This is a genomic window from Citrobacter sp. C13, from assembly GCF_014596815.2.
Lineage (GTDB): Bacteria > Pseudomonadota > Gammaproteobacteria > Enterobacterales > Enterobacteriaceae > Citrobacter > Citrobacter portucalensis.
This window is the reverse complement of the sequence record NZ_CP115024.1, coordinates 4,255,493-4,280,470: the sequence shown is the minus strand read 5'-3', so window position 1 is coordinate 4,280,470 and position 24,978 is coordinate 4,255,493. Positions and strand designations below refer to the sequence as shown.

Below are 24,978 nucleotides of genomic sequence, written 5' to 3'. Positions count from 1 at the left end.
CGAATTGTTATCTCTCACGCGATTTTCGAATGAAAATGTTGCGAAAGCGTAACCCAGTTCTCAACATTATGAATCATTGCCGAACACATTCGCTTGCGTTAAGTATTGCTGCATGGCATACCAGAAAGAAAGAGGCGACAAATGATCGAAATTGAAACACGACAGTTGGCGGGTATACCTGTCCTGCACGCCGTTCCGGCTGGCAAACGCGAATGTTCACTCCCTTGTGTTATCTTCTATCACGGGTTTACCTCTTCAAGCCTGGTTTACAGCTATTTTGCCGTTGCGCTGGCTCAGGCCGGGTTCCGTGTCGTCATGCCAGATGCGCCCGACCATGGCGCTCGCTTCAAAAGCGATGCCAGGGTGCGAATGCGCCGCTTCTGGCATATTTTGCAGCAAAATATGCAGGAGTTTACGACGTTACGTGCGGCGCTGGAGGCGGAAAATTGGCTTTCAGATGAGCGGCTTGCCGTCGGTGGGGCGTCGATGGGGGGAATGACAGCATTGGGCATAATGGCGCGCCATCCTGAGGTTAAATGTGTAGCCAGCCTGATGGGTTCAGGCTATTTTACCCGGCTTGCGCAGACGCTTTTTCCCCCTTTACTGGTTCAGACCCCAGAGCAGCAGGCGGAATTTGATGCCGTTATCGCCCCGCTTGCCGAATGGGATGTTACGCATCAGTTACCACGCCTCGCTGACAGGCCGTTGCTGCTGTGGCATGGACAGGATGATGATGTTGTACCGGCTGTTGAAACCTTCCGCTTACAGCAAGCGCTGATTCAGGCAGGTTTGGACAACAATCTGACCTGCCTGTGGGAAGCGGGCGTACGACATCGCATCACGCCAGAAGCGTTGGCCGCAACAGTGACGTTTTTCCGCCAGCACCTTTAAACGCGCATAATGCTCACGCCCTGAGCTTCAAGCTGTTGCAGAATCTCAGGGTTTGCATTTTTGCCAGTAATCAGCATGTCGATTTGGTCGGCGCGACTGAACAGCATTCCCGCACGTTCACCGACTTTACTGCTATCGACCAGTACCACCAGTTTGCCCACCACGTTAAGCATCTTCTGCTCGGCCATCGCGGTCAGCATATCCGTTTTATACAGTCCGTCCGCGGTCAACCCTTTGCCACTGGTGAACATCCAGTGCCCGGCATACAGGCTATTTTCACTGCCTTGCGGGCTAAGCGTGATGGATTGGCTTTTGTTATATTGCCCTCCCATGATGATCACGCTGTCATGCTCCTGGTCGATCAGATAGTTCGCCAGCGGCAGATAATTAGTGATGATCTGCACCGGCTTGCCGCACATTTCGCGACCCAGCAGAAAGGCGGTCGATCCGCAGTTGATCACCACGCTTTCACCTGCATTCACAAGCTGGGATGCCGCCTTGGCAATGCGAACTTTTTCATCGTGGTTCTGTGCCTGGTGCAGATTCATTGGCGTCCAGCGCGGTCGCTGCTGGGTAATAGCTTCTGCGCCGTTGCGGACTTTCTTGAGTTTGCCGCTTTCATCGAGTTTGTTGATGTCCCGGCGTGCTGTGGCGGGTGAAATCCCCAGACGCTCAATCACGTTCTCAACGGTAACAAAGCCCAACTGCGCCAGCATATCCAGCAGTATTTGATGTCTTTGTGCTTCAGTCATGAGCTATTCCGATACAAATTGATTTGAAAAGATGATATTTGAAATAGCCTGGAAATACTAAAGTAAATGGGAAAAAATGCCGGGATGGCCCGGCATTTTGTGTGGATCACAAGAACGATTTAAACGGTAAATCCGGTTCAATCGTGAAGCAGTCGTCAAAGCCGCGCGGATAGTGATATTCAAAGTTATCTTTGTCCAGCGGCCAGGTGAACTTGCCACCCACCTGCCAGATAAAAGGCTTAAAGCCATACTTCAGCCGATCTTTTTTCATCTCCCAAAGTACGCGGATCTCCTGAGGATCGGCCTGGAAGTTTGACCAGATATCGTGATGGAAAGGGATCACCACTTTTGTATTCAGGGCCTCCGCCATACGCAGCATGTCGGAACTGGTCATTTTGTCCGTAATACCCCGTGGGTTCTCGCCGTAGGATCCGAGCGCGACGTCGATCTGGTGCTCATTGCCATGCTTTGCATAGTAGTTGGAGTAGTGTGAATCACCGCTGTGATAAAGCGTACCGCCCGGCGTTTTGAACAGATAGTTTACGGCGCGGGCATCCATACCATCCGGCAGCACGCCTGCCGCTTTTTGATCGGCAGGAAGCGTGATCAATGCCGTACGATCAAACGCATCAAGCGCATGAATTTCAATATCTTTCACTTTCACCACATCGCCAGGTTTTACCACGATGCAGCGCTCTTTTGGTACACCCCAACCGATCCACAGATCCACACAAGTCTGCGGTCCAATAAACGGCACGTCATCGGCACAGTTCTGCATGACGGCTGCCGCAACATTTACGTCGATGTGATCGTTATGATCGTGCGTGGCCAGCACCGCATCGATCTGACGAATGGCAAACGGATCAAGAACAAACGGCGTGGTGCGCAGGTTTGGCTGCAGCTTCTTCACGCCCGCCATGCGTTGCATCTGGTGACCGGTTTTCATCAGCGGGTTACCGTGACTCTGTTTACCCGTACCGCACCAGAAATCGACGCAGACGTTAGTTCCGCCTTCAGACTTTAGCCAAATACCGGTACAGCCAAGCCACCACATAGCGAAAGTGCCAGGTGCGACCTGTTCCTGCTCGATCTCTTCATTGAGCCAGCTTCCCCACTCCGGGAATGTGCTCAGAATCCATGATTCACGCGTGATGCTTTTTACTTTACTCATCGCAATTACCTTCATGTTTTTTCAAGTTGAATCAAATTATGATTTGTTTTGATTGATACTGACATCATTTTCTCAAGAAGGCAATGCGCTGATTTTTGGTGTTGAATGGGAAAATGTGAACAAATTACAACGTGACAAGATGGTTTATATGAAATGTATTTTTGTATTTTATTGTTTTAAATGAATTTATTTTGACGAGTATGAATTTGAAGTAAATCCACTCTGCAAGTAAGAGAATTATTTGCGTACTTCATCACATTTAATCAAATTCAATCTTGTTGTGATTACTTTTGAAAATTAGAGTGAGGGCACAACATCCTGGGCATCTGTAATGAATGTTCAGCAACTTCGTCTACTGGAGATCGTTATGGAGATCCTCTACAACATCTTTACCGTCTTTTTTAATCAGGTCATGACCAATGCACCGTTGCTGTTGGGTATTGTGACCTGCCTCGGCTACATCCTGTTGCGTAAAAGTGTCAGCGTCATTATCAAAGGCACGATCAAAACGATTATCGGTTTTATGTTATTGCAGGCAGGGTCGGGCATTCTGACCAGCACGTTTAAACCGGTGGTGGCGAAGATGTCTGAGGTTTACGGTATCAATGGCGCGATCTCCGATACCTATGCCTCCATGATGGCAACCATCGAACGAATGGGTGATGCCTACAGTTGGGTAGGGTACGCCGTACTGTTGGCGCTGGCGCTGAACATTTGTTACGTACTGCTACGGCGTATTACCGGCATTCGAACCATCATGCTGACTGGGCACATCATGTTCCAGCAGGCGGGGCTGATTGCTGTCTCTTTCTACATCTTTGGTTATCCGATGTGGACCACCATCATCTGTACCGCGGTGCTGGTGTCGCTCTACTGGGGCATTACCTCCAATATGATGTACAAGCCGACCCAGGAAGTGACCGATGGCTGCGGTTTTTCCATCGGTCACCAGCAGCAGTTCGCCTCCTGGATTGCTTACAAAGTCGCGCCGTATCTGGGTAAGAAAGAGGAGAGCGTAGAAGATCTCAAGCTGCCAGGCTGGCTGAATATCTTCCATGACAACATCGTTTCCACCGCGATTGTGATGACCATCTTTTTCGGGGCGATCCTGCTCTCTTTCGGCATTGATGTGGTTCAGGCGATGGCGGGTAAAACCCACTGGACGGTGTATATCCTGCAAACCGGTTTTTCGTTTGCTGTCGCTATCTTCATCATCACCCAGGGTGTACGTATGTTCGTTGCTGAACTTTCAGAGGCGTTCAACGGTATCTCTCAACGTCTGATCCCCGGCGCGGTGTTGGCTATCGACTGCGCAGCCATTTACAGCTTTGCCCCCAACGCGGTGGTCTGGGGCTTTATGTGGGGCACCATCGGCCAACTGATTGCGGTAGGTATTCTGGTTGCCTGCGGCTCTTCCATTCTGATTATCCCTGGCTTTATCCCGATGTTCTTCTCGAACGCCACCATTGGCGTATTTGCTAACCACTTTGGCGGCTGGCGCGCGGCGCTCAAGATTTGCCTGGTGATGGGGATGATCGAAATCTTCGGCTGCGTTTGGGCGGTGAAACTCACCGGTATGAGCGCCTGGATGGGCATGGCGGACTGGTCAATTCTGGCACCGCCGATGATGCAAGGCTTTGCCTCCATCGGCATTGTGTTTATGGCCGTCATTATTCTGATTGCACTGGCTTATATGTTTTTCGCAGGACGCACGTTGCGCGCTGAGGAAGACGCAGAAAAACAACTGGCAGAACACTCTGCTTAATAAGGAGTTCCGATTATGACCGTACGTATTCTGGCTGTGTGTGGCAATGGGCAGGGCAGTTCCATGATCATGAAAATGAAGGTGGACCAGTTTTTAACCCAGTCAAATATTGACCATACGGTAAACAGCTGTGCCGTGGGTGAATACAAAAGTGAACTGAGCGGCGCGGATATCATCATCGCCTCTACGCATATCGCCGGTGAGATTACCGTTTCTGGCAATAAATATGTCGTTGGCGTACGCAACATGCTGTCTCCTGCCGATTTTGGGCCAAAACTGCTGGAAGTGATCAAAGCGCATTTCCCGCAGGACGTGAAGTAAGGGGCGGCATATGAAATTACGTGACTCGCTAACAGACAATAATTCCATCCTTTTGCAAGCCGAGGCCAGTACCTGGCAGGAAGCGGTAAAGCTTGGTGTGGATCTGTTGGTTAAGGCCGATGTGGTTGAACCACGCTACTACCAGGCCATCCTTGATGGCGTTGAGCAGTTTGGCCCGTACTTTGTGATTGCGCCTGGCCTGGCAATGCCGCACGGCCGTCCGGAGGAAGGGGTCAAGAAAACCGGTTTTGCGCTGGTGACGCTGAAATCACCGCTGGTGTTTAACCACGAAGATAACGACCCGGTCGATATTCTGATAACGATGGCGGCAGTTGACGCCAACACACATCAGGAAGTGGGCATCATGCAGATCGTGAATCTCTTTGATGACGAAGCCAATTTCGACCGTTTACGCGCCTGTCGCACCGCGCAGGAAGTGTTGGATTTAATTGATAACGCCACTGCGGCGGCTGTTTAAAAGGATACCAAAATGTCATTACCTATGTTGCAGGTTGCGCTGGATAACCAATCAATGTCTTCTGCGTATGAAACGACGCGTCTGATTGCCGAAGAGGTCGATATCATTGAGGTGGGAACTATTCTTTGCGTGGCAGAGGGTGTGCGCGCCGTTCGCGATCTGAAGGCGCTTTACCCGCATAAAATTGTGCTGGCGGACGCCAAAATTGCCGATGCGGGAAAAATCCTCTCCCGCATGTGTTTCGAAGCCAACGCTGACTGGGTCACCGTCATCTGCTGTGCGGATATCAACACCACCAAGGGGGCACTGGAGGTAGCGAAAGAATTTAACGGCGACGTGCAGATTGAACTGACCGGTTACTGGACCTGGGAGCAGGCCCAGGAATGGCGTGACGCAGGGATTGGGCAAGTTGTGTATCATCGCAGTCGTGATGCGCAGGCGGCGGGCGTGGCGTGGGGAGAAGCGGATATCAGCGCGATCAAACGCCTGTCCGAGATGGGCTTTAAAGTCACCGTCACCGGCGGTCTGGCGCTGGAAGATCTGCCGCTGTTTCAGGGAATTCCGATTCACGTATTTATTGCCGGTCGCAGCATTCGCGATGCCGACTCTCCGGTGGAAGCGGCCCGTCAGTTCAAACGTTCTATCGCCCAGCTGTGGGGATAAGGAGCGACTATGTTGTCGAAACAGGTCCCGCTCGGTATTTATGAAAAGGCACTCCCCGGCGGGGAGTGCTGGCTGGAGCGTTTGCAGCTGGCGAAGGAACTGGGTTTTGACTTTGTCGAAATGTCGGTTGATGAAACCGACGCTCGCCTGGCGCGTCTTGACTGGAACCGCGAGCAGCGACTGGCGCTGGTGGCCGCTATCGCTGAGACAGGGATACGGGTACCGTCCATGTGCCTGAGCGCTCATCGTCGTTTCCCGCTGGGTAGTGAAGATGATGCGGTACGTGAACAAGGGCTGGAGATCATGCGTAAAGCCATTCAGTTTGCGCAGGATATCGGTATTCGCGTTATTCAACTGGCGGGTTACGACGTTTATTACCAGCAGGCCAATAACGAAACGCGTCGTCGGTTTCGCGATGGGCTGAAAGAAAGCGTAGAGATGGCGAGCCGTGCACAGGTGACGCTGGCGATGGAAATCATGGATTATCCACTGATGAATTCGATCAGTAAGGCGCTGGGTTACGCCCACTATCTCAACAATCCGTGGTTCCAGCTGTATCCCGATATTGGCAATTTGTCGGCGTGGGATAACGACGTGCAGATGGAATTGCAGGCGGGAATGGGCCATATCGTTGCCGTACACGTGAAAGATACCAAACCCGGCGTATTCAAAAATGTGCCGTTTGGTGAAGGGATTGTCGATTTCGAACGTTGTTTTGCGACGCTCAAACAGAGTGGGTATTGCGGGCCATACCTGATTGAGATGTGGAGTGAAACGTCGGACGACCCGGCACGTGAAGTGGCGAAGGCGCGCGACTGGGTAAAAGCGCGTATGGCCAGCGCCGGTCTGGAGGAGGCGGTGTAATGCACAAACTCAAACAGCAGGTTTTTGAGGCCAATATGGATCTGCCGCGCTACGGGCTGGTGACGTTTACCTGGGGTAATGTCAGCGCCATCGACCGCGAACGCGGGCTGGTGGTGATTAAGCCCAGCGGCGTCGACTACCAAACAATGACAGTGGATGACATGGTGGTTGTGGATCTGCACGGCAACGTGGTGGAAGGACGCTATCGTCCTTCTTCCGATACCGCCACCCATCTGGCGCTGTATCGCCGCTATTCCTCTCTTGGCGGCGTGGTGCATACCCACTCAACCCACGCGACGGCATGGGCGCAGGCAGGTCTGGCAATACCCGCGCTCGGCACCACGCATGCGGATTATTTCTTTGGCGACATTCCGTGTACCAGGGCACTAAGCGAAGAAGAGGTTCAGGGTGAATATGAGCTGAACACCGGAGAGGTGATCATCGAAACGTTGGGTGACGTTGAACCACTGCATACGCCGGGGATTGTGGTGTATCAGCACGGTCCGTTTGCCTGGGGGAAAGATGCACATGATGCGGTACACAATGCCGTGGTGATGGAAGAGGTGGCGCGGATGGCGTGGATTGCGCGTGGCATTAATCCGGCACTCAGCCCCATCGACAGTTATCTGATGAATAAGCATTTCATGCGTAAGCACGGTCCAAATGCCTATTACGGGCAGAAGTAAGATAAAACGTTCCGGAGCCAACTCTTCATGGGGATGAGAGCGGTCTGGCTTCGGGATTGTTTTGCAAAAAAAGCCCCCAGTGAAGGGGGCAAGTCAAACTGTGGCAATGTTCTCGTTGGTTATTTCTGGTGTTAACGATAAATATCTGCACTGGCGTGCATATTCCCGTTACTACCGGGTTCCCTGGTGAGGATCACGTGGTAGTAGGTTGCGCCTTGCGCATCGGTCTCTTCATTCAGGGCCTGAGTGGCTTCACTTTCAGTGGCGAAGTTATGATTTATGTAAATGACGCCTAAGCTCTGCACATCATCCATGTTCCTGGCCTGATGGTTATCAATTTTGATGGCTGCCGTTGCATTTGCACTGAGCAAAAGCACAGCCAGAAGGGTCAAAACACGGGCTCGCATATGTACCTCCTCGACTGCGGTCGCTGGTTGCTTCTCTCCTGTGAGTGATTAGCTTCTGATGTAATTTTAACCGCTGTCGGCGCAGTCGATAGCGACCATTTCTGATGCAGTTGTTCAAAAAATTACCGCATAGCCATCTTTTCTTTAATTAACAGTCCGCTGGTGTATACCGCTGCGGTGAAAAAATACCTGCCTTTCGCGCATAAGCTCTTACCAAATAGTCAATTTAATCGGGGGAGTACGCCGTTTATAGTGAGCCGGATAATTAATATAACTTTATGATAATAAGGCAAAAACTTATGGATACTTCATTCATGGATTTCAGCTATTTCGTGGTTATGTTTATGGTCGCGCTGGTGGCTGGCTTTATTAACGTGGTGTCGGGCGGTGGTGGATTTCTCTCTATTGGCGCACTCTTAATTTCTGGTTTACCCCCGGCTAATGCGCTGGCAACCAATAAAATTCAGGCTCTGGGTAGCTCTCTGACCTCTGGAATTTACTTTTTACGCCGGGGACATATCAACGTGCAGGAGCACAAGTATGTGTTTTTATCTGCCTTTATCGGTTCTGCGCTGGGAACGACGCTTATCCAGTTCATTGAACCGGAACTGCTGAAGAAACTGCTCCCAATCCTGATTATCGCAGTCGCCATTTACTTTATTTTTGCGCCAAACCTTAGCGAACCGAAAAGAAAGCAGCAGGTATCCCTGTTTCTCTTCTCGTTGATCGGTGGGGGATGTATTGGTTTTTATGATGGCTTTCTCGGTGCTGGGGCAGGTTCCTTTTATACCCTCAGCTATATCCTGCTGTGGGGATACAGTATTGATAAAGCGCAAATCCACTCGAATTTTATTAACCTGGCGTCGAACATCGCCTCGATTTTGTTCTTCATTTTCGGCGGTAAAATGATCTGGTCGCTTGGGCTGGTGATGTTTGCAGGGCAATCCCTTGGCGCACGTCTTGGTGCGACAGTCGTACTGACGCGCGGTAAGAAAGTCATCCGACCCATGATTGTCATTGTCTCCATTTGCATCAGCATCAAAATGCTGCTGGATATGTATTAATAGCGACATGATAAATAATCGTACAAGCACCTTGAGTTTACCTGCTGACCCCAGTATTATGACGCGTCATTTTTCAGCCGACCTTTAACACGTTCCTTGCCTCCATGGGCCTCGGCTGACCCAGACAGGAGGCTGAATAATCCGTAAGGAGCAATTCGATGCGTCATTACGAAATCGTTTTTATGGTCCATCCTGACCAGAGCGAACAGGTTCCGGGTATGATCGAACGCTACACTGCTGCCATCACTGGTGCAGAAGGCACGATCCACCGTCTGGAAGACTGGGGCCGCCGTCAGCTGGCTTACCCGATCAACAAACTGCACAAAGCTCACTACGTTCTGATGAACGTTGAAGCGCCGCAGGAAGTGATCGATGAGCTGGAAACTACCTTCCGCTTCAACGATGCCGTTATCCGCAGCATGGTTATGCGTACTAAACACGCTGTTACCGAAGCATCTCCGATGGTTAAAGCGAAAGACGAGCGTCGTGAACGTCGCGATGATTTCGCTAACGAAACCGCAGATGATGCTGAAGCTGGGGATTCTGAAGAGTAATTTCTGATGACCAACCGTCTGGCGTTGTCCGGCACTGTGTGCAGGGCCCCCCTTCGAAAGGTCAGTCCATCAGGAATTCCTCATTGCCAGTTCGTGCTTGAGCATCGTTCTGTGCAGGAGGAAGCCGGGTTTCACCGGCAGGCGTGGTGCCAAATGCCCGTTATTATTAGCGGACACGAAAACCAGGCCATTACTCACAGTATAACGGTCGGTAGCGCAGTGACCGTTCAGGGGTTCATCTCTTGCCACAAAGCAAAGAACGGCCTGAGCAAAATGGTTCTGCATGCCGAGCAGATTGAATTGATAGATTCTGGAGACTAGCCATATGGCACGTTATTTCCGTCGTCGCAAGTTCTGCCGTTTCACCGCGGAAGGCGTTCAAGAGATCGACTATAAAGATATCGCTACGCTGAAAAACTACATCACCGAAAGCGGTAAGATTGTCCCAAGCCGTATCACCGGTACCCGTGCAAAATATCAGCGTCAGCTGGCTCGCGCTATCAAACGCGCTCGCTACCTGTCCCTGCTGCCGTACACTGATCGTCATCAGTAATCGGTCACGGTCCATTAATACGACTTTGAGAGGATAAGGTAATGCAAGTTATTCTGCTTGATAAAGTAGCAAACCTGGGTAGCCTGGGTGATCAGGTTAACGTTAAAGCGGGCTATGCTCGTAACTTCCTGGTACCACAGGGTAAAGCTGTTCCTGCTACCAAGAAAAACGTTGAATTTTTCGAAGCGCGTCGCGCTGAGCTGGAAGCTAAACTGGCTGACGTTCTGTCCGCTGCTGAAGCTCGTGCTGAGAAAATCAACGCACTGGAAACCGTAACCATCGCGTCTAAAGCTGGCGACGAAGGTAAACTGTTCGGTTCCATCGGTACTCGCGACATCGCTGACGCTGTAACTGCAGCTGGCGTTGAAGTAGCTAAGAGCGAAGTTCGTCTGCCGAACGGCGTTCTGCGTACCACTGGCGAGCACGAAGTGAGCTTCCAGGTTCACAGCGAAGTGTTTGCTAAGCTGACTGTAAACGTAGTTGCAGAATAAGTTTTTATTCTGATGACCGCGTAAAAGCGCCGGCCCTATGCCGGCGTTTTGCTTTTCTGTTCCCCCGCTTTTCTCTCTGGCTATTCTTTATCCTTTTCGGGATAATCAAAAAAATAAAACATTATTTCAAAGTGGTGATGGAATGGAACCAACGCACCAACCTCTGTTTGCGCGTAAAAATGTTGTCTACCTGAGCGCGGCGTTCTGCTGCCTGCTGTGGGGGAGTGCCTATCCGGCGATCAAAAGCGGATATGAGATCTTCCAGATTGCCACGGATGACATTCCCTCAAAGATTGTCTTTGCCGGATATCGCTTTCTGTTTGCGGGATTATTGCTGCTACTGCTGGCGGTAGCGCAGCGTAAACCGATTGGCCGGTTAAGTCCGCGTCAGTACGGCCAACTCACGCTGTTGGGGCTAACGCAAACCTCGCTGCAATACATCTTCTTCTACATTGGCCTGGCGTTCACTACGGGGGTGAAAGGGTCCATCATGAATGCGACCGGGACCTTCTTCAGCGTGCTGCTGGCCCATTTTATCTACCATAACGACAAACTGAGTTACAACAAAGCGCTGGGCTGTATTCTCGGCTTTACCGGCGTAATGGTGGTGAACTTTAGCAGCGGAATGGATTTTAGCTTCAATCTGTTAGGAGATGGCTCAGTAGTGATGGCAGCCTTTATTCTCTCTGCTGCCACGCTATATGGAAAACGTATTTCTCAGACGGTGGACCCGACGGTAATGACAGGGTACCAGTTGGGCGGTGGCGGTCTGGCGTTGGTTATCGGCGGCTACGCTTTTGGCGGCACGCTAACCGTACACGGTGCATCTTCGGTGGCGATTCTCGGCTACCTGACGTTACTCTCTTCGGTCGCTTTCGCCTTGTGGAGTATTCTGCTCAAGCATAATCGCGTGGGGATGATTGCGCCGTTTAACTTCCTGATCCCGGTTTCGGGAGCAGTACTGTCGGCAATATTCCTCGGTGAAAACATTCTCGAATGGAAATATGCGGTAGCGCTGGTGCTGGTGTGTTCGGGGATCTGGTGGGTGAACAAGGTGAAACGCTGACGTTTCACCTTGATGCCTGATGGCGCTATCGCTTATCAGGCCTGGAATCGCGGGGTCACAGCGCTTAACGGGCGCGAATAAAACTACCGTTAGGCTGGCGGGTAAACAGTACCTGCTGGCCGTTGCCGGTATCGATGGTTAACCCTGTCACCACGCCATTGGCATTCTGCCTGATCTGTATCATCTGACCGTCTTTCAGATTGCTCAGCGGTTTTCCGGCGCCTTCAACCTGTGCCATCGCATAGACATCGGTTGGCGGGAGGTTATGGTCACGGAATACCTGCGCCAGCGTTTTACCTGAGTCTACGCGGTAGGAGCGCCACTGCTGGTCAATTCCGCTATCCTGTTGGAAAGGTTGTGTCTGCGGCTGAGATTGCTGGACCTGAGGCTGCGCATCAGGTTCTCCTTCCTGGATTGGCTCTGGCGCAACCGGAGCGACCTGGCCGGGATCATTTTGCGGCGCGACGAGCTGTGCCTGCAGTTGAGCCTCGGTCGGTGGCTGCGACTGTGACTGTAAATCCAGCTGGGCAGTACGCGTCACCACAGGGGCATCGCTGGTGTCACTGGAAGGGAGCAGGAAACCTATCACCAACACAATAGCGGCAATAATAATGCCGCGGCGGTGCATAGGCGGTAGCGGGTCCATAATGCGAAAATTGTCCGGTGCATGCCAGATTTTCGCCAGGGTTGGTTTTAATTCAAAGCGCCCGGGCATGGCTTTCCTCCTGCTCCGCGTCTCGTTCCTCGATCATAGAGTATAGATGGCTAACGCTATGATGTTCGTCATATTACCCGCTTTCGTGACGTCAACGCGGGATATTCCTATTGTTTATGTTTCCTCGCGATTTGTCATCTGTTCCCGAGACAAAGTTTTACCGGATGCGGCATGGCTGATATGCTGCCCGCTACTTTACATCCGATGAAAGGAAATATGATGGCTAACCCGACTTTTGACACTATCGAAGCGCAAGCAAGCTACGGCATTGGTTTGCAGGTAGGACAACAGCTGAGCGAATCCGGACTAGAAGGACTGTTGCCTGAAGCGCTGGTAGCGGGTATCGCTGACGCGCTGGAAGGTAAGCACCCGGCAGTGCCGGTTGATGTTGTGCATCGCGCACTGCGTGAAATCCACGAACGCGCTGACGCAGTACGTCGCGAGCGTTTCCAGGCTATGGCGGCTGATGGCGTCAAATATCTGGAAGAAAACCGTGAGAAAGACGGTGTGAACAGCACTGAATCTGGTTTGCAGTTCCGTGTTCTGACCCAGGGTGAAGGTACTATTCCGGCACGTACTGACCGCGTTCGCGTGCACTACACCGGTAAGCTGATCGACGGTACCGTGTTTGACAGCTCTGTCGCACGTGGCGAACCGGCTGAATTCCCGGTTAACGGCGTAATCCCAGGCTGGATTGAAGCGCTGACCCTGATGCCGGTAGGTTCCAAATGGGAACTGACTATTCCTCAGGAACTGGCTTACGGCGAGCGTGGCGCTGGCGCGTCCATTCCTCCGTTCAGCACGCTGGTGTTCGAAGTTGAGCTGCTTGAGATCCTGTAAGCAGTGACTTCTGTTCCCCCCAAGGCCGGGGGGAACAAAAAAATAGCGTGAAAAGCTATAGTTACGTCGTTGTCGATATTTTATCTTGCAAATGCCCCATCAGCGTGTATTTTTGTGAGCTGATTCGCGCTATCAGAGTGATATGACACTCACTTTAAACATTAAATTAACATTATATCTAAATCTTAGTATTCATCCCGCCAATTCTTACCTAATATCGATGAGTCCTGATAACAGGATCGTCGTATCATAGACACACTAAAGGCCGTAGAGCCTGAACAACACAGACAGGTACAGGAAGAAAAAACATGGTAGATCAGGTAAAAGTCGACACCGCTGAAGAGGCGTCGTCTGAACAGTCGCTACGGCGCAATCTCACAAACCGTCATATTCAACTTATTGCTATTGGTGGCGCTATCGGTACTGGCCTGTTTATGGGCTCCGGTAAAACCATCAGTCTCGCCGGACCGTCGATCATCTTTGTGTATATGATCATCGGTTTTATGCTGTTTTTCGTGATGCGTGCAATGGGTGAATTGCTGCTCTCGAATCTGGAGTACAAATCGTTTAGTGATTTCGCCTCTGACCTGCTCGGGCCATGGGCCGGGTATTTTACCGGTTGGACCTACTGGTTTTGCTGGGTCGTTACCGGGATGGCAGACGTGGTCGCGATTACCGCGTATGCGCAATTCTGGTTCCCCGAACTGTCAGACTGGGTCGCCTCGCTGGCGGTGATCGTGCTGCTGCTGAGCCTCAACCTCGCCACCGTAAAAATGTTCGGTGAGATGGAGTTCTGGTTTGCGATGATCAAAATCGTTGCCATCATCGGCCTGATTGTCGTCGGTCTGGTGATGGTGCTGACGCACTTCCAGTCGCCAACCGGCGTTCAGGCATCGTTCACGCACTTGTGGAATGACGGTGGCTGGTTCCCGAAAGGTCTGAGCGGCTTCTTTGCCGGCTTCCAGATAGCGGTGTTCGCGTTTGTGGGTATTGAGCTGGTGGGTACGACCGCAGCGGAAACCAAGGATCCGGAAAAATCGCTGCCGCGCGCCATTAACTCGATTCCAATCCGTATCATCATGTTCTACGTGTTCGCGCTGATCGTGATTATGTCCGTTACGCCGTGGAGCTCGGTAGTGCCAACCAAGAGCCCATTCGTTGAACTGTTTGTGCTGGTTGGTCTGCCTGCTGCGGCGAGCCTGATCAACTTTGTGGTGCTGACTTCAGCTGCCTCTTCTGCAAACAGCGGCGTGTTCTCTACCAGCCGTATGCTGTTCGGTCTGGCGCAGGAAGGCGTTGCGCCTAAAGCGTTTGCCAAGCTGTCTAAACGCGCAGTTCCGGCGAAGGGTTTAACCTTCTCCTGTATCTGTCTGCTGGGCGGCGTGGTGATGCTGTACGTGAACCCGAGCGTGATTGGCGCCTTCACCATGATCACCACCGTATCGGCGATTCTGTTCATGTTCGTCTGGACCATCATTCTTTGCTCATACCTGGTGTACCGCAAGCAGCGTCCTCACCTGCATGAAAAATCAATCTACAAGATGCCGTTAGGCAAGCTGATGTGCTGGGTATGTATGGCGTTCTTCGTCTTCGTACTGGTACTGCTGACGCTGGAAGATGATACCCGTCAGGCGCTGATCGTCACGCCGCTGTGGTTCATCGCGCTAGGTCTGGGCTGGTTGTTCATCGGTAAGAAACGTATGGCAGGTACGCGATAATCGCTAAGCAGTGAGATGTAGGCCGGATAAGGCGTTTACGCCGCATCCGGCATATGCCGCCGGCGCTGCGTTTATCAGGTCTACGTTCTGACACAAAAAAGGCCACATATGCAGTGGCCGAATTCGGACTTCAGAAAGGCGCTCTCGGGCGCCTTTTTTTATTCACCTGCGAGGGCACGCGGGAACAAAACATTGTTTTCCAGGCTGATGTGTTCCATCAGGTCGTCGATCATCTCGTTAATGCCGTTATACATGGCTTTCCAGGTAGTGCAGGCCTCTGGTGGCGGCGTTACGTTATGGGTGATGTGTTTGATCACTTCTACCAGTTCACCCGCATCGTCATGTTCGCTTTCCATCACGCTGATTGGCCCCATCGCCTGGCTACCCATGCCCTGTTTGATCATCGGGAACAGGATCTGTTCTTCTTTCATCATGTGGCTGGACAGCTCTTCATGCAGCATGGTCAGGTTTTTCGCCAGACCGCGCGGTACGTTCGGTTTGTCTGCGTGAACGCGTTCAACTTTAGTGGCCTGCAGGATCAGCTCCGGCAGCTGTTCGCGGTGTCTGTCGTGATAACGCACGATGATATGGTCGATGATTTCAGCCAGAGCCACGGTACGCCAGTCTTTCTCCAGCGGCTGTTCAGCCAGCTGCGCAAGCTGCGCCTCAATAACGTCTAAATCCAGCTCTTTACGCGCGGCAGCGCGTGCCAGCGTTTGCTTACCGCCGCAGCAGTAATCCATATCGTATTTACGAAACAGGGCCGAAGCGCGAGGAATAGAGAGCGCCAGTTCACCTAAAGGTTGATCGCGATATGACATTGCCGTTACCTCATTCTCAATAATATAAGATGTATTTTAAATGCAACTTATGGCAAAGGATATAACCCTTTCGGGGTGGGGTGTTTTGTGATGGACGTCACGAAAATTTCTTATCTCGTTAAGATGCTGAATCTTATTGGAAAGGAGAGGTACGGTGAAAAAAGCCGCACGACAGGATTAAATAAGCGCACGCCGCTGCCGATAGTTAGACCTCAGACAATACCTGCATAATAAAAGGCTACAGATGTTCAAACGAATCAAAGTGATAACCTTACTTATCACCGTGTTACTCGCGCTGGGCGCAATGCAGCTCATCTCCGCGGGCGTCTTTATTGGCGCACTCAATAACGATAAGCAGAACTTTAACGTGTCTCAACTTTCCAGCCAGAACGTGGCCGAGTTTACCGATGCGTGGATTAGCCTGAACCAGGCTCGCGTCACGCTCAACCGGGGCATGCTGCGTTTACAGGGAACGATGGCCAGCGAGATTAACGGCGGTCAGTTGCAGGAGCTGGTGAACACGGCAAATCGCCTGTTGGCCGAATCGAAAGATCATTACGATAAATACTACGCTCTGCCGGAAACGCCTGGGCTGGATGAGCATCTGGCCGATCGACTGGAAGAGCAGTACGGCATCTATTCTGCGACGCTGGCAAAAATGAACGTGCTGCTGGCTGAAGGAAAGCTGGAAGAGATGTTCAAGCAGAATGCCGAGCAAAAGCAAACGGCCATGCAGGAAGTTTATCGGCAATGGCGTAGTGCGCAAACGGCGCTGGCCACTGCCGGAGTGCAGGACAATGAGAGTGATTACCAGAAGATAATCTGGCTGCTGTCCGCGGTGATGCTGATTGTCGTCACCGTGATTATCGCCAGTTGGCTGGCGATGCAGCGAGTGCTGCTCAAGCCGCTCCACGAGGTGATGGGACATATTCGCCACATTGCCGCAGGCGATTTGACGCACCCCATCAGCGCCGATGGCAGTAATGAAATGGCGCTGCTGGCAAGCAACGTCCGTGACATGCAGCAGGCGCTGGCGAATACGGTCAGCGTGGTGCGTGACGGGGCCGATACCATCTATACCGGCGCGGGTGAAATCGCCGCAGGCAGTAACGATCTCTCTTCACGTACCGAGCAGCAGGCCGCCTCTCTGGAAGAGACTGCTGCCAGCATGGAACAACTTACCGCAACCGTGAGACAGAACGCAGATAACGCGCGTCAGGCGACCAGTCTGGCAAAAAATGCTTCACAAACGGCGCAAAAAGGCGGAAACGTGGTCGATGGTGTGGTGCGTACGATGGATGAAATCGCCACCAGTTCCAGCAAAATCGCGCAAATTACCAATGTTATCGACGGCATTGCCTTCCAGACCAATATCCTTGCGCTAAACGCGGCGGTGGAAGCGGCGCGTGCGGGCGAGCAGGGACGCGGATTTGCCGTGGTCGCAGGCGAGGTTCGGACGCTGGCGCAGCGTAGCGCTCAGGCGGCGAAGGAGATCAAAGCGCTGATTGATGACTCGGGGAATCGGGTCAATGCCGGCACGGCGCTGGTGCATGAAGCGGGCGAAACGATGGCGGAAATAGTTAGCGCCGTGACCCGCGTGACCGACATCATGGGGGAGATTGCCTCAGCTTCTGATGAACAAAGTCGGGGTATCGATCAGGTAGGCCAGGCGGTTGCCGAAATGGATCGCGTGACCCAGCAAAACGCCTCGCTGGTAGAAGAGTCCGCTTCCGCCGCTGCCGCGCTTGAAGAGCAGGCCGCGCGGTTGAACCAGACGGTAGCGGTGTTTAAAGTGTCGCGCCGGATGGCGGCGTAAACGCCTTATCCGGCCTACATGAGATCGTACAATCCTTGTAGGCCGGATAAGCAGCGCCATCCGGCACATTATGATTGTGAAACCACCACGACGCTCGGTTTCTGTGGCTTGGCTCTGACGGCTATCACCACCCCAACCATCAGCAGCGCAATTCCGCTAACCGTCAGCAGAGGTGGAAATTCCTCGCGCAGAATAAAGGTGTACAACAGGCCAGCCAGCGTTTCGAAGACAATCAGCGGGCCGAGGATCACCGTCGGTAATTTTTGGCTGGCGACGTTCCAGCACAATGCGCCAACCCACGAACACAATACCGCAATGGCTATCATCAGACCGATAAACACGCCCGGACGCGGACCGAAGGGCAGAGCGAAGTCCGGCGTTTGCCCGTTAAGCCACAGGCAGGCGGCAATGTAACCGACCAGAGAAACAGGCAACGTTACCAGAGCCTGGGCCGTCGCCCACATCATCGGGTGCTTATCCGGATTCTCGCGCAGCCAGCGGGCATTACGCAGCGCATACCATGCCCAACACACCACCGAGACAAGCGCCAGCGCGATGCCGGAACCATAACGCCAGCCACTAAAGTCTGGTAACCCCTGATTCAGCTCCGAGATATTCACGCACAGCAGTCCTATACCAATCAATACCAGCGCAGGCGACAGACGCCACCATGATAATTTGCCGTCACGCTGGCTGTAGAGCAGGTTAGCGAAGACCGGGATCACCACCGGTAATGTACCAATAATCATCGTGGAGACCGGTGCGCCGGTGCGCTGGATGGCGCTTGCCAGGCAAACGTAATAAATCAGATTCCCCATCATTGTTAGCGTCAGCGCAGTTACCCAGTCTTTCCGCACAAGTTGACGCAGGCGCGCACGTCCCAGCCAGGCAATCGGCAATGCGATCAGCCCCAGCGCCAGATAACGCCCCATCGACTGCAATACCGCCGGGTATTCCGGTACGATCAGCGGTCCAACAAAAATTAATCCCCACATCAGCCCGGCCAACAGGGCATACAACACACCGCTAATCATTTTTGACATCCACATCGTTTAACAATGAGTCGAGTGTAGGCAGGAAAAATGCCGCCGTATTGTATGAGATTGCTGATCAACGCCGGACGACTTGTTTCTGATAACGTACCGGCGTAATGCCGTAGCGATGGGTAAACGCGCGGGTGAGATGCGACTGGTCGGTGAGGCCGGTTGCGGCGGCGACCTCTGCAGCGGGCATACCGTAAGTGAGAAAACCTTTGGCTCGCCATAGGCGGATCGCCATCAGCATCTGGTGCGGCGTGACGTGGAAATGAGATTTAAACTGGCGCTGAAAATGCCAGGGACTCAGCGATGCAACCCGCGCCAGCTCGTCGAGCGTGACCGGATGCATATAATTATCGTGCAGATACTCGCGTACCCGTTCAAAGCGATGCGCCCCCTCCGTCAATACCGGCGCATGGCGGGCCAGTGGCTGGAACGTGTCGATCAGATCGAGTAGAAGTCCTTTTTGCGCCAGCGGATCTTCCGTGTTCCACAGGCTGTGGATCAGCGAGCAGATCTGGCGCGAGCGCAGCGGATCGTGACGCGTTACGTCATGAAACCACCAGTGGCGGATCCCGGTGACCTCTTCCAGAAGGTAGGGTTCAAGATAAATCATCCGATAGCGCCAGCCGTCGGCGGTTTCGGCTTCGCCGGTATGCAGCTCATCGGGATTCATGGTGACGACGGAATGGGCGGGGGCAACATACTGCGTGCCGCGATAGCGAAAACGTTCGGCTCCGGCTTCTATCGCGCCAATGCCAAACGCTTCATGGGTGTGCGGCTCGAAAGCGTAACGCGAGATGTGCGCATGATACAGCTCAACGCCCGGCACCTGCGCCAGATGGCGAAAGCGGGCGCTGTCTTTCTCATCAATAAACTGCTCAGGTACACCTTGCACGTTTTCTCTCCCCACGCATCATCCTGTCATTATCAGAGAGGATGCGCGGGGATGCCACCACAATTAACTAATTTTTAACACTTACACGATGCCTTTGACACTGTCAGCCAACGAGGTGGTCGGGCGACCAATCAGTTTGCTCAGCGTATGGCTGTCGTCGAACAGACCGCCTTTGGAGGCGCCAGTGTCTGAGTCAGCCAGCATGTCCGCCAGCCCGGCAGGCAGGCCTATACCTTTAAGTGCGGCGGCAAAATCTGCTTCGCTCAGGTTCTGATACACCACTTTTTTACCACTCTGTTTTGCCAGCTCGGCAGCCAACTGGCTCAGGGTCCAGCCTGCGTCGCCCGCCAGCTCATAAGTTTTACCGGAATGAACGTCTTCACTGATGACGCGCGCGGCGGCAGCGGCATAGTCGGCGCGTGTCGCTGAGGCGATTTTGCCTTCACCTGCAGCCCCGATAAACACGCCGTGTTCCAGTGCAGCCGGTGCGCTGGCGAGATAGTTTTCGGTGTACCAGCCGTTACGCAGCAGCGCGTATGCGATACCGGATTCAGCCAGCATCTTCTCGGTTGCCACATGCTCATCAGCCAGCCCCAGCGGGGAGGTGTCGGCGTGCAGCAGGCTGGTGTAGGCGATGAATTTCACGTGCGCGGCTTTCGCTGCGTTAATCACGTTGCGATGCTGCGAGGCGCGTTGTCCCACTTCGCTGGAGGAGATTAGCAGTAGCTTGTCGATACCCTGTAAGGCAGCCGTCAAGGCGGCTTCATCGCTGTAATCCGCCTGACGAACGGTAATGCCCTGCTGGCTAAGCGCCGTCGCTTTAGCGGGATTACGCACAATTGCCACAATCTGGCTGGCAGGAACGGTTTTCAGCAGAGATTCAATAACATGTTGGCCCAGTTGGCCGGTGGCGCCGGTAATTGCGATCATGGAGTGACTCCTTGGTATTGGTCTTGTGTTTAATCACGCTAACACCTAAACTTACTTTTAGTAAGTACGCACAAAAAGGTTAGTATGAAAATGACAGCTTCGACGCTCTCCCAGCAGTTACGCGATGGCAACTTGTTTGCCGAACAGTGTCCCTCCCGCGAGGTGTTAAAACATGTCACCAGCCGCTGGGGCGTGTTGATTCTGGTGGCGCTGCGCGACGGTACGCACCGTTTCAGCGATTTGCGCCGTAAGATGGGCGGGGTCAGTGAAAAGATGCTGGCGCAATCCCTGCAAGCGTTAGAGCATGACGGGTTTATCAATCGGGTGTCGTATCCGGTGGTACCGCCGCACGTGGAGTATAGCCTGACGCCGTTGGGTGAGCAGGTGAGCGATAAAGTTGCCGCGCTGGCGGACTGGATAGAACTGAATTTGCCGCAGGTTTTAGCGCAGCGGGACGAACGGGCTGCGTAGTTTTGTAGGCCGGATAAGACGCTATTGCGCCGCATCCGGCACGAAAATTACTTACTTAAATCCAGCTGATAAATAGCGAAACCGATGTCATCGGTCGCGACTTTCTTCAGCGGATACTGGCCTTTCTCTTTAATAAATGCCGCGGCTTTATCAGACGGTGATGTTTCAAAGCGAATATCCAGTGGTGTGTCGCTATGAATTGGCGCCAGACGCCAGTTGTTATCTGCCGCCGGGTGAATTTCACCGGTACGCTTCGTCTCTGCACCAATCCACGCCGCCAGCACCGAGCGGTTTTCATCCGGAGAGGCAAACGCGATGTGGCTGTCGCCGGTTCCGGCAAACTTACCGCCGTAGGCGCGGTAGTTGTTGGTCGCGACGAGGAAGGTGGCATTCGGATCGATTGGTTTGCCGTTAAAGGTCAGATTTTTAATACGTTCCGCTTTCGGGTTAATGGTCTGACATTCACCGTCGTAGCGGGCGGGTTGTGAAACATCAATCTGATAATTCACGCCGTCAATCACGTCGAAGTTATAGGTACGGAAGCCATCCCAGTTAATCAACGACTGTGGTTTGCTGCTGTGGATATCAATCTGATTGAACTGCCCGGCGGAACATTCCAGCCATTCTTTCACCTCTTTACCGCTGGCTTTCACCACCACCAGAGTGTTGGGATAGAGATACAAATCAGCGGCGTTACGGAAGGTTAACTGACCTTTTTCGACTTCTACGAAGCTTGCCGGATCGTTCTTGCGTCCACCGACCTTAAACGGCGCGGCGGCGGAAAGTACCGGCAGTTTTGCCAGATCCGGATCGCCCTGAATAAAGTGTTCCACATAGGCTTTCTGCGCGTTGTTCACCACCTGTACGGTCGGGTCATCCTGTACCAGCGCCAGATAGCTGTACATGTTGTCGGCGGATTTACCGATCGGTTTGCTGACAAACTCACGCGTGGCGTCGTGATCGGCTTTCAGGATCTCAACGATTTTTTTGTCTTCTGCTGCCAGTGATTTTTTTGCTACGGCGTCATAGATCGGGCGCGCCTCGGCTTTCGCCTGAGTGACCTGCCATTTACCGCTGTCGTTATTCAGCACCAGATCCACCACGCCCAGGTGATCGCCCCACATACCCGGCATCACCGCAGGAACCCCATTCAGCGTACCTTTTGTGATATCTGCGCCTTTAATATTGGCAAAGTCTTTACCCGGGAAGACGGCGTGAGCGTGACCAAACATAATGGCATCCACGCCCGGTACTTCACTGAGGTAATAAACGGAGTTTTCCGCCATCGTTTGATATGGGTCGGCAGAAAGCCCGGAGTGAGCAACCACCACCACGACATCGGCGCCTTTTTCTCTCATTTCCGGAACGTATTTGCGTGCGGTTTCCGTAATGTCGTTCACCGTCACTTTACCGCTGAGGTTGGCTTTATCCCAGGTCATAATCTGCGGTGGCACAAAGCCGATATAGCCAATCTTCAGCGTTTGCTTGTTCCCTTCCTTGTCGACCACCTCAGTGTCTTTGATCAAGTAAGGCGTAAATAGCGGCTTCTTGGTCTTAACGTCGATGATATTGGCGTTAACGTAAGGGAATTTCGCCCCGGCCAGCGCGTTGTGCAGATACTCCAGACCGTAGTTGAATTCATGGTTGCCGAGGTTACCCACCGCGTAATCCAGGGTATTCAGCGCTTTATATACCGGGTGAGTTTCGCCCGCTTTCAGCCCTTTAGCCGCCATGTAATCCCCGAGCGGGCTGCCCTGAATCAGATCGCCATTATCAACCAGCACGCTGTTTTTGACTTCACCACGCGCAGCGTTGATCAGACTTGCCGTACGTACCAGACCGAATTTTTCTGTCGGTGTATCTTTGTAATAATCGAAATCCATCATATTGCTATGTAAATCAGTGGTTTCCATTATACGCAGATCGACGGTCGCGGCATTGACGCTGGCTGCAATCAGCGTTGCCAGAAGCGTTGCACTAAACTTAATCATCAGGGGCATCCTTTTAAGATCTAAGCCACAAAAGAAAATGTATATAAATCTTCTTGCTTACAGAACTGTGAATCATGACATGAATATAGCGTTTAAAACCGCAGACGCTATCACAGTTGGCGGATCCCCTGACGATCGGGTATAAGTAAAACAACGAGTTAACACCACTGACAGAAACGAGGTGGAGAATGCTAGAACATGTATGCCAGCTTGCACGGAACGCGGGCGATGCCATTATGCAGGTCTACGATGGAATCAAACCGATGGAGATTACCAGCAAGCAGGATGATTCTCCGGTCACGGCGGCAGATATCGCCGCACATACGGTGATCCTCGAAGGATTACTGGCGCTGACGCCGGATATTCCGGTTCTGTCTGAAGAGGCGCCTCCTGGCTGGGATGTTCGCCAGCATTGGCAGCGCTACTGGCTGGTGGACCCGCTGGACGGGACCAAAGAGTTCATTAAGCGTAACGGTGAATTTACCGTCAATATTGCGCTAATCGAGAAAGGAAAGCCGGTTCTGGGCGTGGTTTACGCGCCGGTAATGAAAGTGATGTACTGCGCAGCAGAAGGTAAAGCGTGGAAAGAAGAGTGCGGCGTACGCAAACAAATTCAGGTTCGTGACGCGCGTCCGCCGCTGGTGGTCATTAGCCGCTCGCATGCCGACAATGAGTTAAAAGAGTATCTGCAACAGCTGGGTGAGCATCAGACCACCTCGATTGGCTCATCGCTGAAGTTCTGCCTGGTGGCGGAAGGGCACGCACAGCTGTATCCGCGTTTTGGGCCAACCAACGTGTGGGACACCGCCGCTGGCCATGCCGTTGCCGCCGCAGCCGGAGCGCACGTTCACGACTGGCAGGGGAAACCTCTGGATTACACCCCACGTGAATCGTTCCTCAACCCCGGCTTCCGCGTCTCTATTTACTGAGTAATTTGTGCAGCAGGGCAATTACCTGCTGCACCTCTTCCTGCGTTAATGCGCCATCTTTTGCCCACTGCACGCGTCCGTCCTTGTCGAGTACGACGATAGCGGAGCTCTCTTCATCCAGTTGCCAGGCTTTACGCGCAATGCCATTACTGTCGACAATGAATTGCGACCACGGGTAGAGCTTCTTATTGCTTTCCAGACTGCTGCGCACAAACATACCTGAGCCGGGAATGGCGTCATCCGTGTTGACGATAGTGGTGGTCTGGTATTTGTCGTGCGGCAGGTTGGCGGCTTTGATTGCCTCGATCAGCGTCGCATTTTTCTCTTTGGCGGAGGTGCGTCCGGCAATGTGTTGCACAATTCGCACTTTGCCTGGCAACTGCGCGCTATTCCAGCTTTTGTAGCTAAACTTATCGTTATCGAGAATCAGTTCGCCGCGATCGGCGATCCCCACCGGCGGTACGCGCTGGTCAGTCTCAAACTTATGTGCGGAGGCAATCATCGGCAGTAGCAGGCACGACAGCGCCAGCAGTTTTCGTAAGGTCATAGTTTTTCCTTCTCTCTTTTATTTTGCAGGTGATCCGACCACTTGGGTCTGGAATTTAATCATATGTGCGAATGATGCTTTTTCCCGCAAGCGCGATGCCAGTTTGCGGACGGGCGCACAAATCCTGCGAAAAATGAAGGCTTATACTGAAGACAGCGAAGCGTTGAAAAGATAATTCTGAATAATTGTAACTTGAAGGTAAATAAACTTATACACGCTGGAAACATCAACGAGATAGTCTATAGTCATAGGGCATTAAAATTTGCGCCTGAGGATTGTCGGACCGATTGTGGTACCGCAAAGGCGTAATGCTCAGCAGGAGACAACAATGAAAATTTTCCAACGATACAACCCGCTGCAGGTGGCGAAGTACGTGAAGATCCTGTTTCGTGGACGGTTATATATCAAGGATGTAGGCGCTTTTGAATTTGATAAGGGTAAGATTCTTATCCCAAAAGTGAAGGACAAACTGCATTTTTCCGTGATGTCCGAAGTTAACCGTCAGGTCTTGCGTCTGCAAACTGAGATGGCTTGATCAA

The 24,978-nt window shown here is 52.6% G+C and carries 29 protein-coding genes and 1 pseudogene; 20 read left to right on the top strand and 10 right to left on the bottom strand.

Annotated features, from left to right (window positions below):
- Positions 1-141 precede the first annotated feature (141 nt).
- Positions 142-891 (top strand): esterase, encoded by a 750-nt coding sequence (gene yjfP, locus IB222_RS20465; protein WP_063941654.1) that lies wholly within the window; start codon positions 142-144, stop codon positions 889-891.
- Here yjfP and ulaR read toward each other — a convergent pair.
- Positions 888-1,643 carry an HTH-type transcriptional regulator UlaR gene (gene ulaR, locus IB222_RS20460; protein WP_003025646.1) on the bottom strand — a complete coding sequence of 252 codons (756 nt, stop codon included), beginning with the start codon at positions 1,641-1,643 and terminating at the stop codon, positions 888-890. The two genes, yjfP and ulaR, sit on opposite strands and share 4 nt — an antisense overlap.
- A gap of 106 nt (positions 1,644-1,749) precedes the next feature.
- A complete protein-coding gene (gene ulaG, locus IB222_RS20455) occupies positions 1,750-2,814 on the bottom strand; it encodes an L-ascorbate 6-phosphate lactonase (RefSeq protein ID WP_003025649.1) in 1,065 nt (354 codons plus the stop codon).
- A gap of 367 nt (positions 2,815-3,181) precedes the next feature.
- Between ulaG and ulaA the strand changes: the two genes are divergently transcribed.
- Genes ulaA through IB222_RS20425 form a run of 6 tightly spaced genes read left to right on the top strand, consistent with a single transcriptional unit; the run spans position 3,182 to position 7,591 of the window.
- Entirely contained in the window at positions 3,182-4,579 is a 1,398-nt protein-coding gene (ulaA, locus tag IB222_RS20450; RefSeq protein ID WP_003830456.1) for a PTS ascorbate transporter subunit IIC, read from the top strand.
- 15 nt (positions 4,580-4,594) lie between these two features.
- The gene (gene ulaB, locus IB222_RS20445) at positions 4,595-4,900 is read left to right on the top strand and encodes a PTS ascorbate transporter subunit IIB (RefSeq protein WP_003025655.1); all 306 of its coding nucleotides are present in this window, start codon (positions 4,595-4,597) and stop codon (positions 4,898-4,900) included.
- 10 nt (positions 4,901-4,910) lie between these two features.
- Positions 4,911-5,378 carry a PTS ascorbate transporter subunit IIA gene (gene ulaC, locus IB222_RS20440; protein ID WP_003830454.1) on the top strand — a complete coding sequence of 156 codons (468 nt, stop codon included), beginning with the start codon at positions 4,911-4,913 and terminating at the stop codon, positions 5,376-5,378.
- 12 nt (positions 5,379-5,390) lie between these two features.
- Positions 5,391-6,041, top strand: a complete 651-nt coding sequence (ulaD, locus tag IB222_RS20435) for a 3-keto-L-gulonate-6-phosphate decarboxylase UlaD (RefSeq protein WP_148362540.1) — start codon at positions 5,391-5,393, stop codon at positions 6,039-6,041.
- Between the two features lie 9 nt (positions 6,042-6,050).
- Entirely contained in the window at positions 6,051-6,905 is an 855-nt protein-coding gene (locus tag IB222_RS20430; RefSeq protein ID WP_148362539.1) for an L-ribulose-5-phosphate 3-epimerase, read from the top strand.
- A complete protein-coding gene (locus tag IB222_RS20425; protein WP_079939052.1) occupies positions 6,905-7,591 on the top strand; it encodes an L-ribulose-5-phosphate 4-epimerase in 687 nt (228 codons plus the stop codon). Before IB222_RS20430 ends, IB222_RS20425 begins: the two co-directional genes overlap by 1 nt.
- A gap of 131 nt (positions 7,592-7,722) precedes the next feature.
- Here the strand turns inward: IB222_RS20425 and yjfY are convergent, their stop codons facing one another.
- Positions 7,723-7,998 carry a DUF1471 family protein YjfY gene (yjfY, locus tag IB222_RS20420; protein WP_003025668.1) on the bottom strand — a complete coding sequence of 92 codons (276 nt, stop codon included), beginning with the start codon at positions 7,996-7,998 and terminating at the stop codon, positions 7,723-7,725.
- A gap of 299 nt (positions 7,999-8,297) precedes the next feature.
- Here yjfY and IB222_RS20415 point away from each other — a divergent pair, with 299 nt between their 5' ends.
- The 7 genes and pseudogenes from IB222_RS20415 (at position 8,298) to IB222_RS20385 (ending at position 11,726) form a co-directional block, all read left to right on the top strand.
- Positions 8,298-9,062 carry a TSUP family transporter gene (locus IB222_RS20415; protein WP_003830447.1) on the top strand — a complete coding sequence of 255 codons (765 nt, stop codon included), beginning with the start codon at positions 8,298-8,300 and terminating at the stop codon, positions 9,060-9,062.
- A 10-nt stretch (positions 9,063-9,072) separates the two neighbouring features.
- Positions 9,073-9,150 (top strand): annotated as a pseudogene (locus IB222_RS20410) (hypothetical protein); the annotation flags it as partial.
- Positions 9,151-9,220: 70 nt separating this feature from the next.
- Positions 9,221-9,616: a 30S ribosomal protein S6 gene (gene rpsF / locus IB222_RS20405; protein ID WP_003025672.1), complete on the top strand. Its 396-nt coding sequence runs from the start codon at positions 9,221-9,223 to the stop codon at positions 9,614-9,616.
- 6 nt (positions 9,617-9,622) lie between these two features.
- Positions 9,623-9,937 carry a primosomal replication protein N gene (gene priB / locus IB222_RS20400; RefSeq protein ID WP_003025674.1) on the top strand — a complete coding sequence of 105 codons (315 nt, stop codon included), beginning with the start codon at positions 9,623-9,625 and terminating at the stop codon, positions 9,935-9,937.
- Between the two features lie 4 nt (positions 9,938-9,941).
- Positions 9,942-10,169 carry a 30S ribosomal protein S18 gene (rpsR, locus tag IB222_RS20395; RefSeq protein ID WP_000135199.1) on the top strand — a complete coding sequence of 76 codons (228 nt, stop codon included), beginning with the start codon at positions 9,942-9,944 and terminating at the stop codon, positions 10,167-10,169.
- A gap of 41 nt (positions 10,170-10,210) precedes the next feature.
- Positions 10,211-10,660, top strand: a complete 450-nt coding sequence (rplI, locus tag IB222_RS20390; protein ID WP_003025676.1) for a 50S ribosomal protein L9 — start codon at positions 10,211-10,213, stop codon at positions 10,658-10,660.
- A gap of 142 nt (positions 10,661-10,802) precedes the next feature.
- The gene (locus IB222_RS20385; RefSeq protein WP_149384858.1) at positions 10,803-11,726 is read left to right on the top strand and encodes a DMT family transporter; all 924 of its coding nucleotides are present in this window, start codon (positions 10,803-10,805) and stop codon (positions 11,724-11,726) included.
- Between the two features lie 64 nt (positions 11,727-11,790).
- Here the strand turns inward: IB222_RS20385 and IB222_RS20380 are convergent, their stop codons facing one another.
- A complete protein-coding gene (locus IB222_RS20380) occupies positions 11,791-12,441 on the bottom strand; it encodes an OapA family protein (protein ID WP_003830442.1) in 651 nt (216 codons plus the stop codon).
- A gap of 219 nt (positions 12,442-12,660) precedes the next feature.
- Here IB222_RS20380 and fklB point away from each other — a divergent pair, with 219 nt between their 5' ends.
- Positions 12,661-13,281, top strand: a complete 621-nt coding sequence (gene fklB / locus IB222_RS20375; RefSeq protein ID WP_186336575.1) for an FKBP-type peptidyl-prolyl cis-trans isomerase — start codon at positions 12,661-12,663, stop codon at positions 13,279-13,281.
- Between the two features lie 308 nt (positions 13,282-13,589).
- Positions 13,590-14,999 (top strand): D-serine/D-alanine/glycine transporter, encoded by a 1,410-nt coding sequence (gene cycA, locus IB222_RS20370; protein ID WP_003830438.1) that lies wholly within the window; start codon positions 13,590-13,592, stop codon positions 14,997-14,999.
- A 158-nt stretch (positions 15,000-15,157) separates the two neighbouring features.
- Here cycA and ytfE read toward each other — a convergent pair whose 3' ends face one another.
- Positions 15,158-15,820 carry an iron-sulfur cluster repair protein YtfE gene (gene ytfE, locus IB222_RS20365; RefSeq protein ID WP_003025690.1) on the bottom strand — a complete coding sequence of 221 codons (663 nt, stop codon included), beginning with the start codon at positions 15,818-15,820 and terminating at the stop codon, positions 15,158-15,160.
- Between the two features lie 244 nt (positions 15,821-16,064).
- Here ytfE and IB222_RS20360 point away from each other — a divergent pair, with 244 nt between their 5' ends.
- Complete coding sequence (locus IB222_RS20360; RefSeq protein WP_003830435.1) at positions 16,065-17,636, top strand: methyl-accepting chemotaxis protein; 1,572 nt, start codon at positions 16,065-16,067, stop codon at positions 17,634-17,636.
- Positions 17,637-17,704: 68 nt separating this feature from the next.
- Here the strand turns inward: IB222_RS20360 and IB222_RS20355 are convergent, their stop codons facing one another.
- The 3 genes from IB222_RS20355 to IB222_RS20345 all read right to left on the bottom strand — a co-directional run bounded on the left by IB222_RS20355 (position 17,705) and on the right by IB222_RS20345 (position 20,501).
- On the bottom strand, positions 17,705-18,670 hold the full coding sequence (locus IB222_RS20355; protein ID WP_063941648.1) for a DMT family transporter: 966 nt from the start codon (positions 18,668-18,670) through the stop codon (positions 17,705-17,707).
- Positions 18,671-18,746: 76 nt separating this feature from the next.
- On the bottom strand, positions 18,747-19,571 hold the full coding sequence (locus IB222_RS20350; protein WP_126319443.1) for an AraC family transcriptional regulator: 825 nt from the start codon (positions 19,569-19,571) through the stop codon (positions 18,747-18,749).
- 81 nt (positions 19,572-19,652) lie between these two features.
- Positions 19,653-20,501: an SDR family oxidoreductase gene (locus IB222_RS20345; RefSeq protein ID WP_126319441.1), complete on the bottom strand. Its 849-nt coding sequence runs from the start codon at positions 20,499-20,501 to the stop codon at positions 19,653-19,655.
- Between the two features lie 90 nt (positions 20,502-20,591).
- On the opposite strand from IB222_RS20345, the gene IB222_RS20340 reads away from it, so the two are divergent.
- The gene (locus IB222_RS20340; protein WP_032934267.1) at positions 20,592-20,972 is read left to right on the top strand and encodes a helix-turn-helix domain-containing protein; all 381 of its coding nucleotides are present in this window, start codon (positions 20,592-20,594) and stop codon (positions 20,970-20,972) included.
- A 47-nt stretch (positions 20,973-21,019) separates the two neighbouring features.
- Here the strand turns inward: IB222_RS20340 and cpdB are convergent, their stop codons facing one another.
- A complete protein-coding gene (gene cpdB / locus IB222_RS20335; RefSeq protein ID WP_149384859.1) occupies positions 21,020-22,963 on the bottom strand; it encodes a 2',3'-cyclic-nucleotide 2'-phosphodiesterase in 1,944 nt (647 codons plus the stop codon).
- A 188-nt stretch (positions 22,964-23,151) separates the two neighbouring features.
- Between cpdB and cysQ the strand changes: the two genes are divergently transcribed.
- A complete protein-coding gene (cysQ, locus tag IB222_RS20330; protein WP_003830423.1) occupies positions 23,152-23,892 on the top strand; it encodes a 3'(2'),5'-bisphosphate nucleotidase CysQ in 741 nt (246 codons plus the stop codon).
- Here the strand turns inward: cysQ and IB222_RS20325 are convergent.
- On the bottom strand, positions 23,882-24,439 hold the full coding sequence (locus tag IB222_RS20325) for a YtfJ family protein (RefSeq protein ID WP_003830421.1): 558 nt from the start codon (positions 24,437-24,439) through the stop codon (positions 23,882-23,884). The genes cysQ and IB222_RS20325 overlap by 11 nt on opposite strands.
- A 328-nt stretch (positions 24,440-24,767) precedes the next feature.
- On the opposite strand from IB222_RS20325, the gene IB222_RS20320 reads away from it, so the two are divergent.
- Positions 24,768-24,974 (top strand): DUF1107 domain-containing protein, encoded by a 207-nt coding sequence (locus IB222_RS20320; RefSeq protein WP_003025710.1) that lies wholly within the window; start codon positions 24,768-24,770, stop codon positions 24,972-24,974.
- The last annotated feature ends 4 nt before the right edge of the window (positions 24,975-24,978 follow it).

Bases quoted from the DNA above. Each gene is read 5' to 3' on its own strand.
- yjfY (WP_003025668.1), bottom strand. From the start codon at position 7,998: ATGCGAGCCCGTGTTTTGACCCTTCTGGCTGTGCTTTTGCTCAGTGCA.
- cysQ (WP_003830423.1), top strand. From the start codon at position 23,152: ATGCTAGAACATGTATGCCAGCTTGCACGGAACGCGGGCGATGCCATT.
- ulaA (WP_003830456.1), top strand. From the start codon at position 3,182: ATGGAGATCCTCTACAACATCTTTACCGTCTTTTTTAATCAGGTCATG.
- IB222_RS20355 (WP_063941648.1), bottom strand. From the start codon at position 18,670: ATGATTAGCGGTGTGTTGTATGCCCTGTTGGCCGGGCTGATGTGGGGA.
- IB222_RS20325 (WP_003830421.1), bottom strand. From the start codon at position 24,439: ATGACCTTACGAAAACTGCTGGCGCTGTCGTGCCTGCTACTGCCGATG.
- ulaR (WP_003025646.1), bottom strand. From the start codon at position 1,643: ATGACTGAAGCACAAAGACATCAAATACTGCTGGATATGCTGGCGCAG.
- IB222_RS20320 (WP_003025710.1), top strand. From the start codon at position 24,768: ATGAAAATTTTCCAACGATACAACCCGCTGCAGGTGGCGAAGTACGTG.
- yjfP (WP_063941654.1), top strand. From the start codon at position 142: ATGATCGAAATTGAAACACGACAGTTGGCGGGTATACCTGTCCTGCAC.
- rpsR (WP_000135199.1), top strand. From the start codon at position 9,942: ATGGCACGTTATTTCCGTCGTCGCAAGTTCTGCCGTTTCACCGCGGAA.
- IB222_RS20425 (WP_079939052.1), top strand. From the start codon at position 6,905: ATGCACAAACTCAAACAGCAGGTTTTTGAGGCCAATATGGATCTGCCG.
- ulaB (WP_003025655.1), top strand. From the start codon at position 4,595: ATGACCGTACGTATTCTGGCTGTGTGTGGCAATGGGCAGGGCAGTTCC.
- ulaC (WP_003830454.1), top strand. From the start codon at position 4,911: ATGAAATTACGTGACTCGCTAACAGACAATAATTCCATCCTTTTGCAA.
- IB222_RS20340 (WP_032934267.1), top strand. From the start codon at position 20,592: ATGACAGCTTCGACGCTCTCCCAGCAGTTACGCGATGGCAACTTGTTT.
- IB222_RS20415 (WP_003830447.1), top strand. From the start codon at position 8,298: ATGGATACTTCATTCATGGATTTCAGCTATTTCGTGGTTATGTTTATG.
- ytfE (WP_003025690.1), bottom strand. From the start codon at position 15,820: ATGTCATATCGCGATCAACCTTTAGGTGAACTGGCGCTCTCTATTCCT.
- rpsF (WP_003025672.1), top strand. From the start codon at position 9,221: ATGCGTCATTACGAAATCGTTTTTATGGTCCATCCTGACCAGAGCGAA.
- IB222_RS20360 (WP_003830435.1), top strand. From the start codon at position 16,065: ATGTTCAAACGAATCAAAGTGATAACCTTACTTATCACCGTGTTACTC.
- ulaG (WP_003025649.1), bottom strand. From the start codon at position 2,814: ATGAGTAAAGTAAAAAGCATCACGCGTGAATCATGGATTCTGAGCACA.
- IB222_RS20385 (WP_149384858.1), top strand. From the start codon at position 10,803: ATGGAACCAACGCACCAACCTCTGTTTGCGCGTAAAAATGTTGTCTAC.
- rplI (WP_003025676.1), top strand. From the start codon at position 10,211: ATGCAAGTTATTCTGCTTGATAAAGTAGCAAACCTGGGTAGCCTGGGT.
- ulaD (WP_148362540.1), top strand. From the start codon at position 5,391: ATGTCATTACCTATGTTGCAGGTTGCGCTGGATAACCAATCAATGTCT.
- fklB (WP_186336575.1), top strand. From the start codon at position 12,661: ATGGCTAACCCGACTTTTGACACTATCGAAGCGCAAGCAAGCTACGGC.
- cpdB (WP_149384859.1), bottom strand. From the start codon at position 22,963: ATGATTAAGTTTAGTGCAACGCTTCTGGCAACGCTGATTGCAGCCAGC.
- IB222_RS20345 (WP_126319441.1), bottom strand. From the start codon at position 20,501: ATGATCGCAATTACCGGCGCCACCGGCCAACTGGGCCAACATGTTATT.
- IB222_RS20380 (WP_003830442.1), bottom strand. From the start codon at position 12,441: ATGCCCGGGCGCTTTGAATTAAAACCAACCCTGGCGAAAATCTGGCAT.
- cycA (WP_003830438.1), top strand. From the start codon at position 13,590: ATGGTAGATCAGGTAAAAGTCGACACCGCTGAAGAGGCGTCGTCTGAA.
- IB222_RS20430 (WP_148362539.1), top strand. From the start codon at position 6,051: ATGTTGTCGAAACAGGTCCCGCTCGGTATTTATGAAAAGGCACTCCCC.
- priB (WP_003025674.1), top strand. From the start codon at position 9,623: ATGACCAACCGTCTGGCGTTGTCCGGCACTGTGTGCAGGGCCCCCCTT.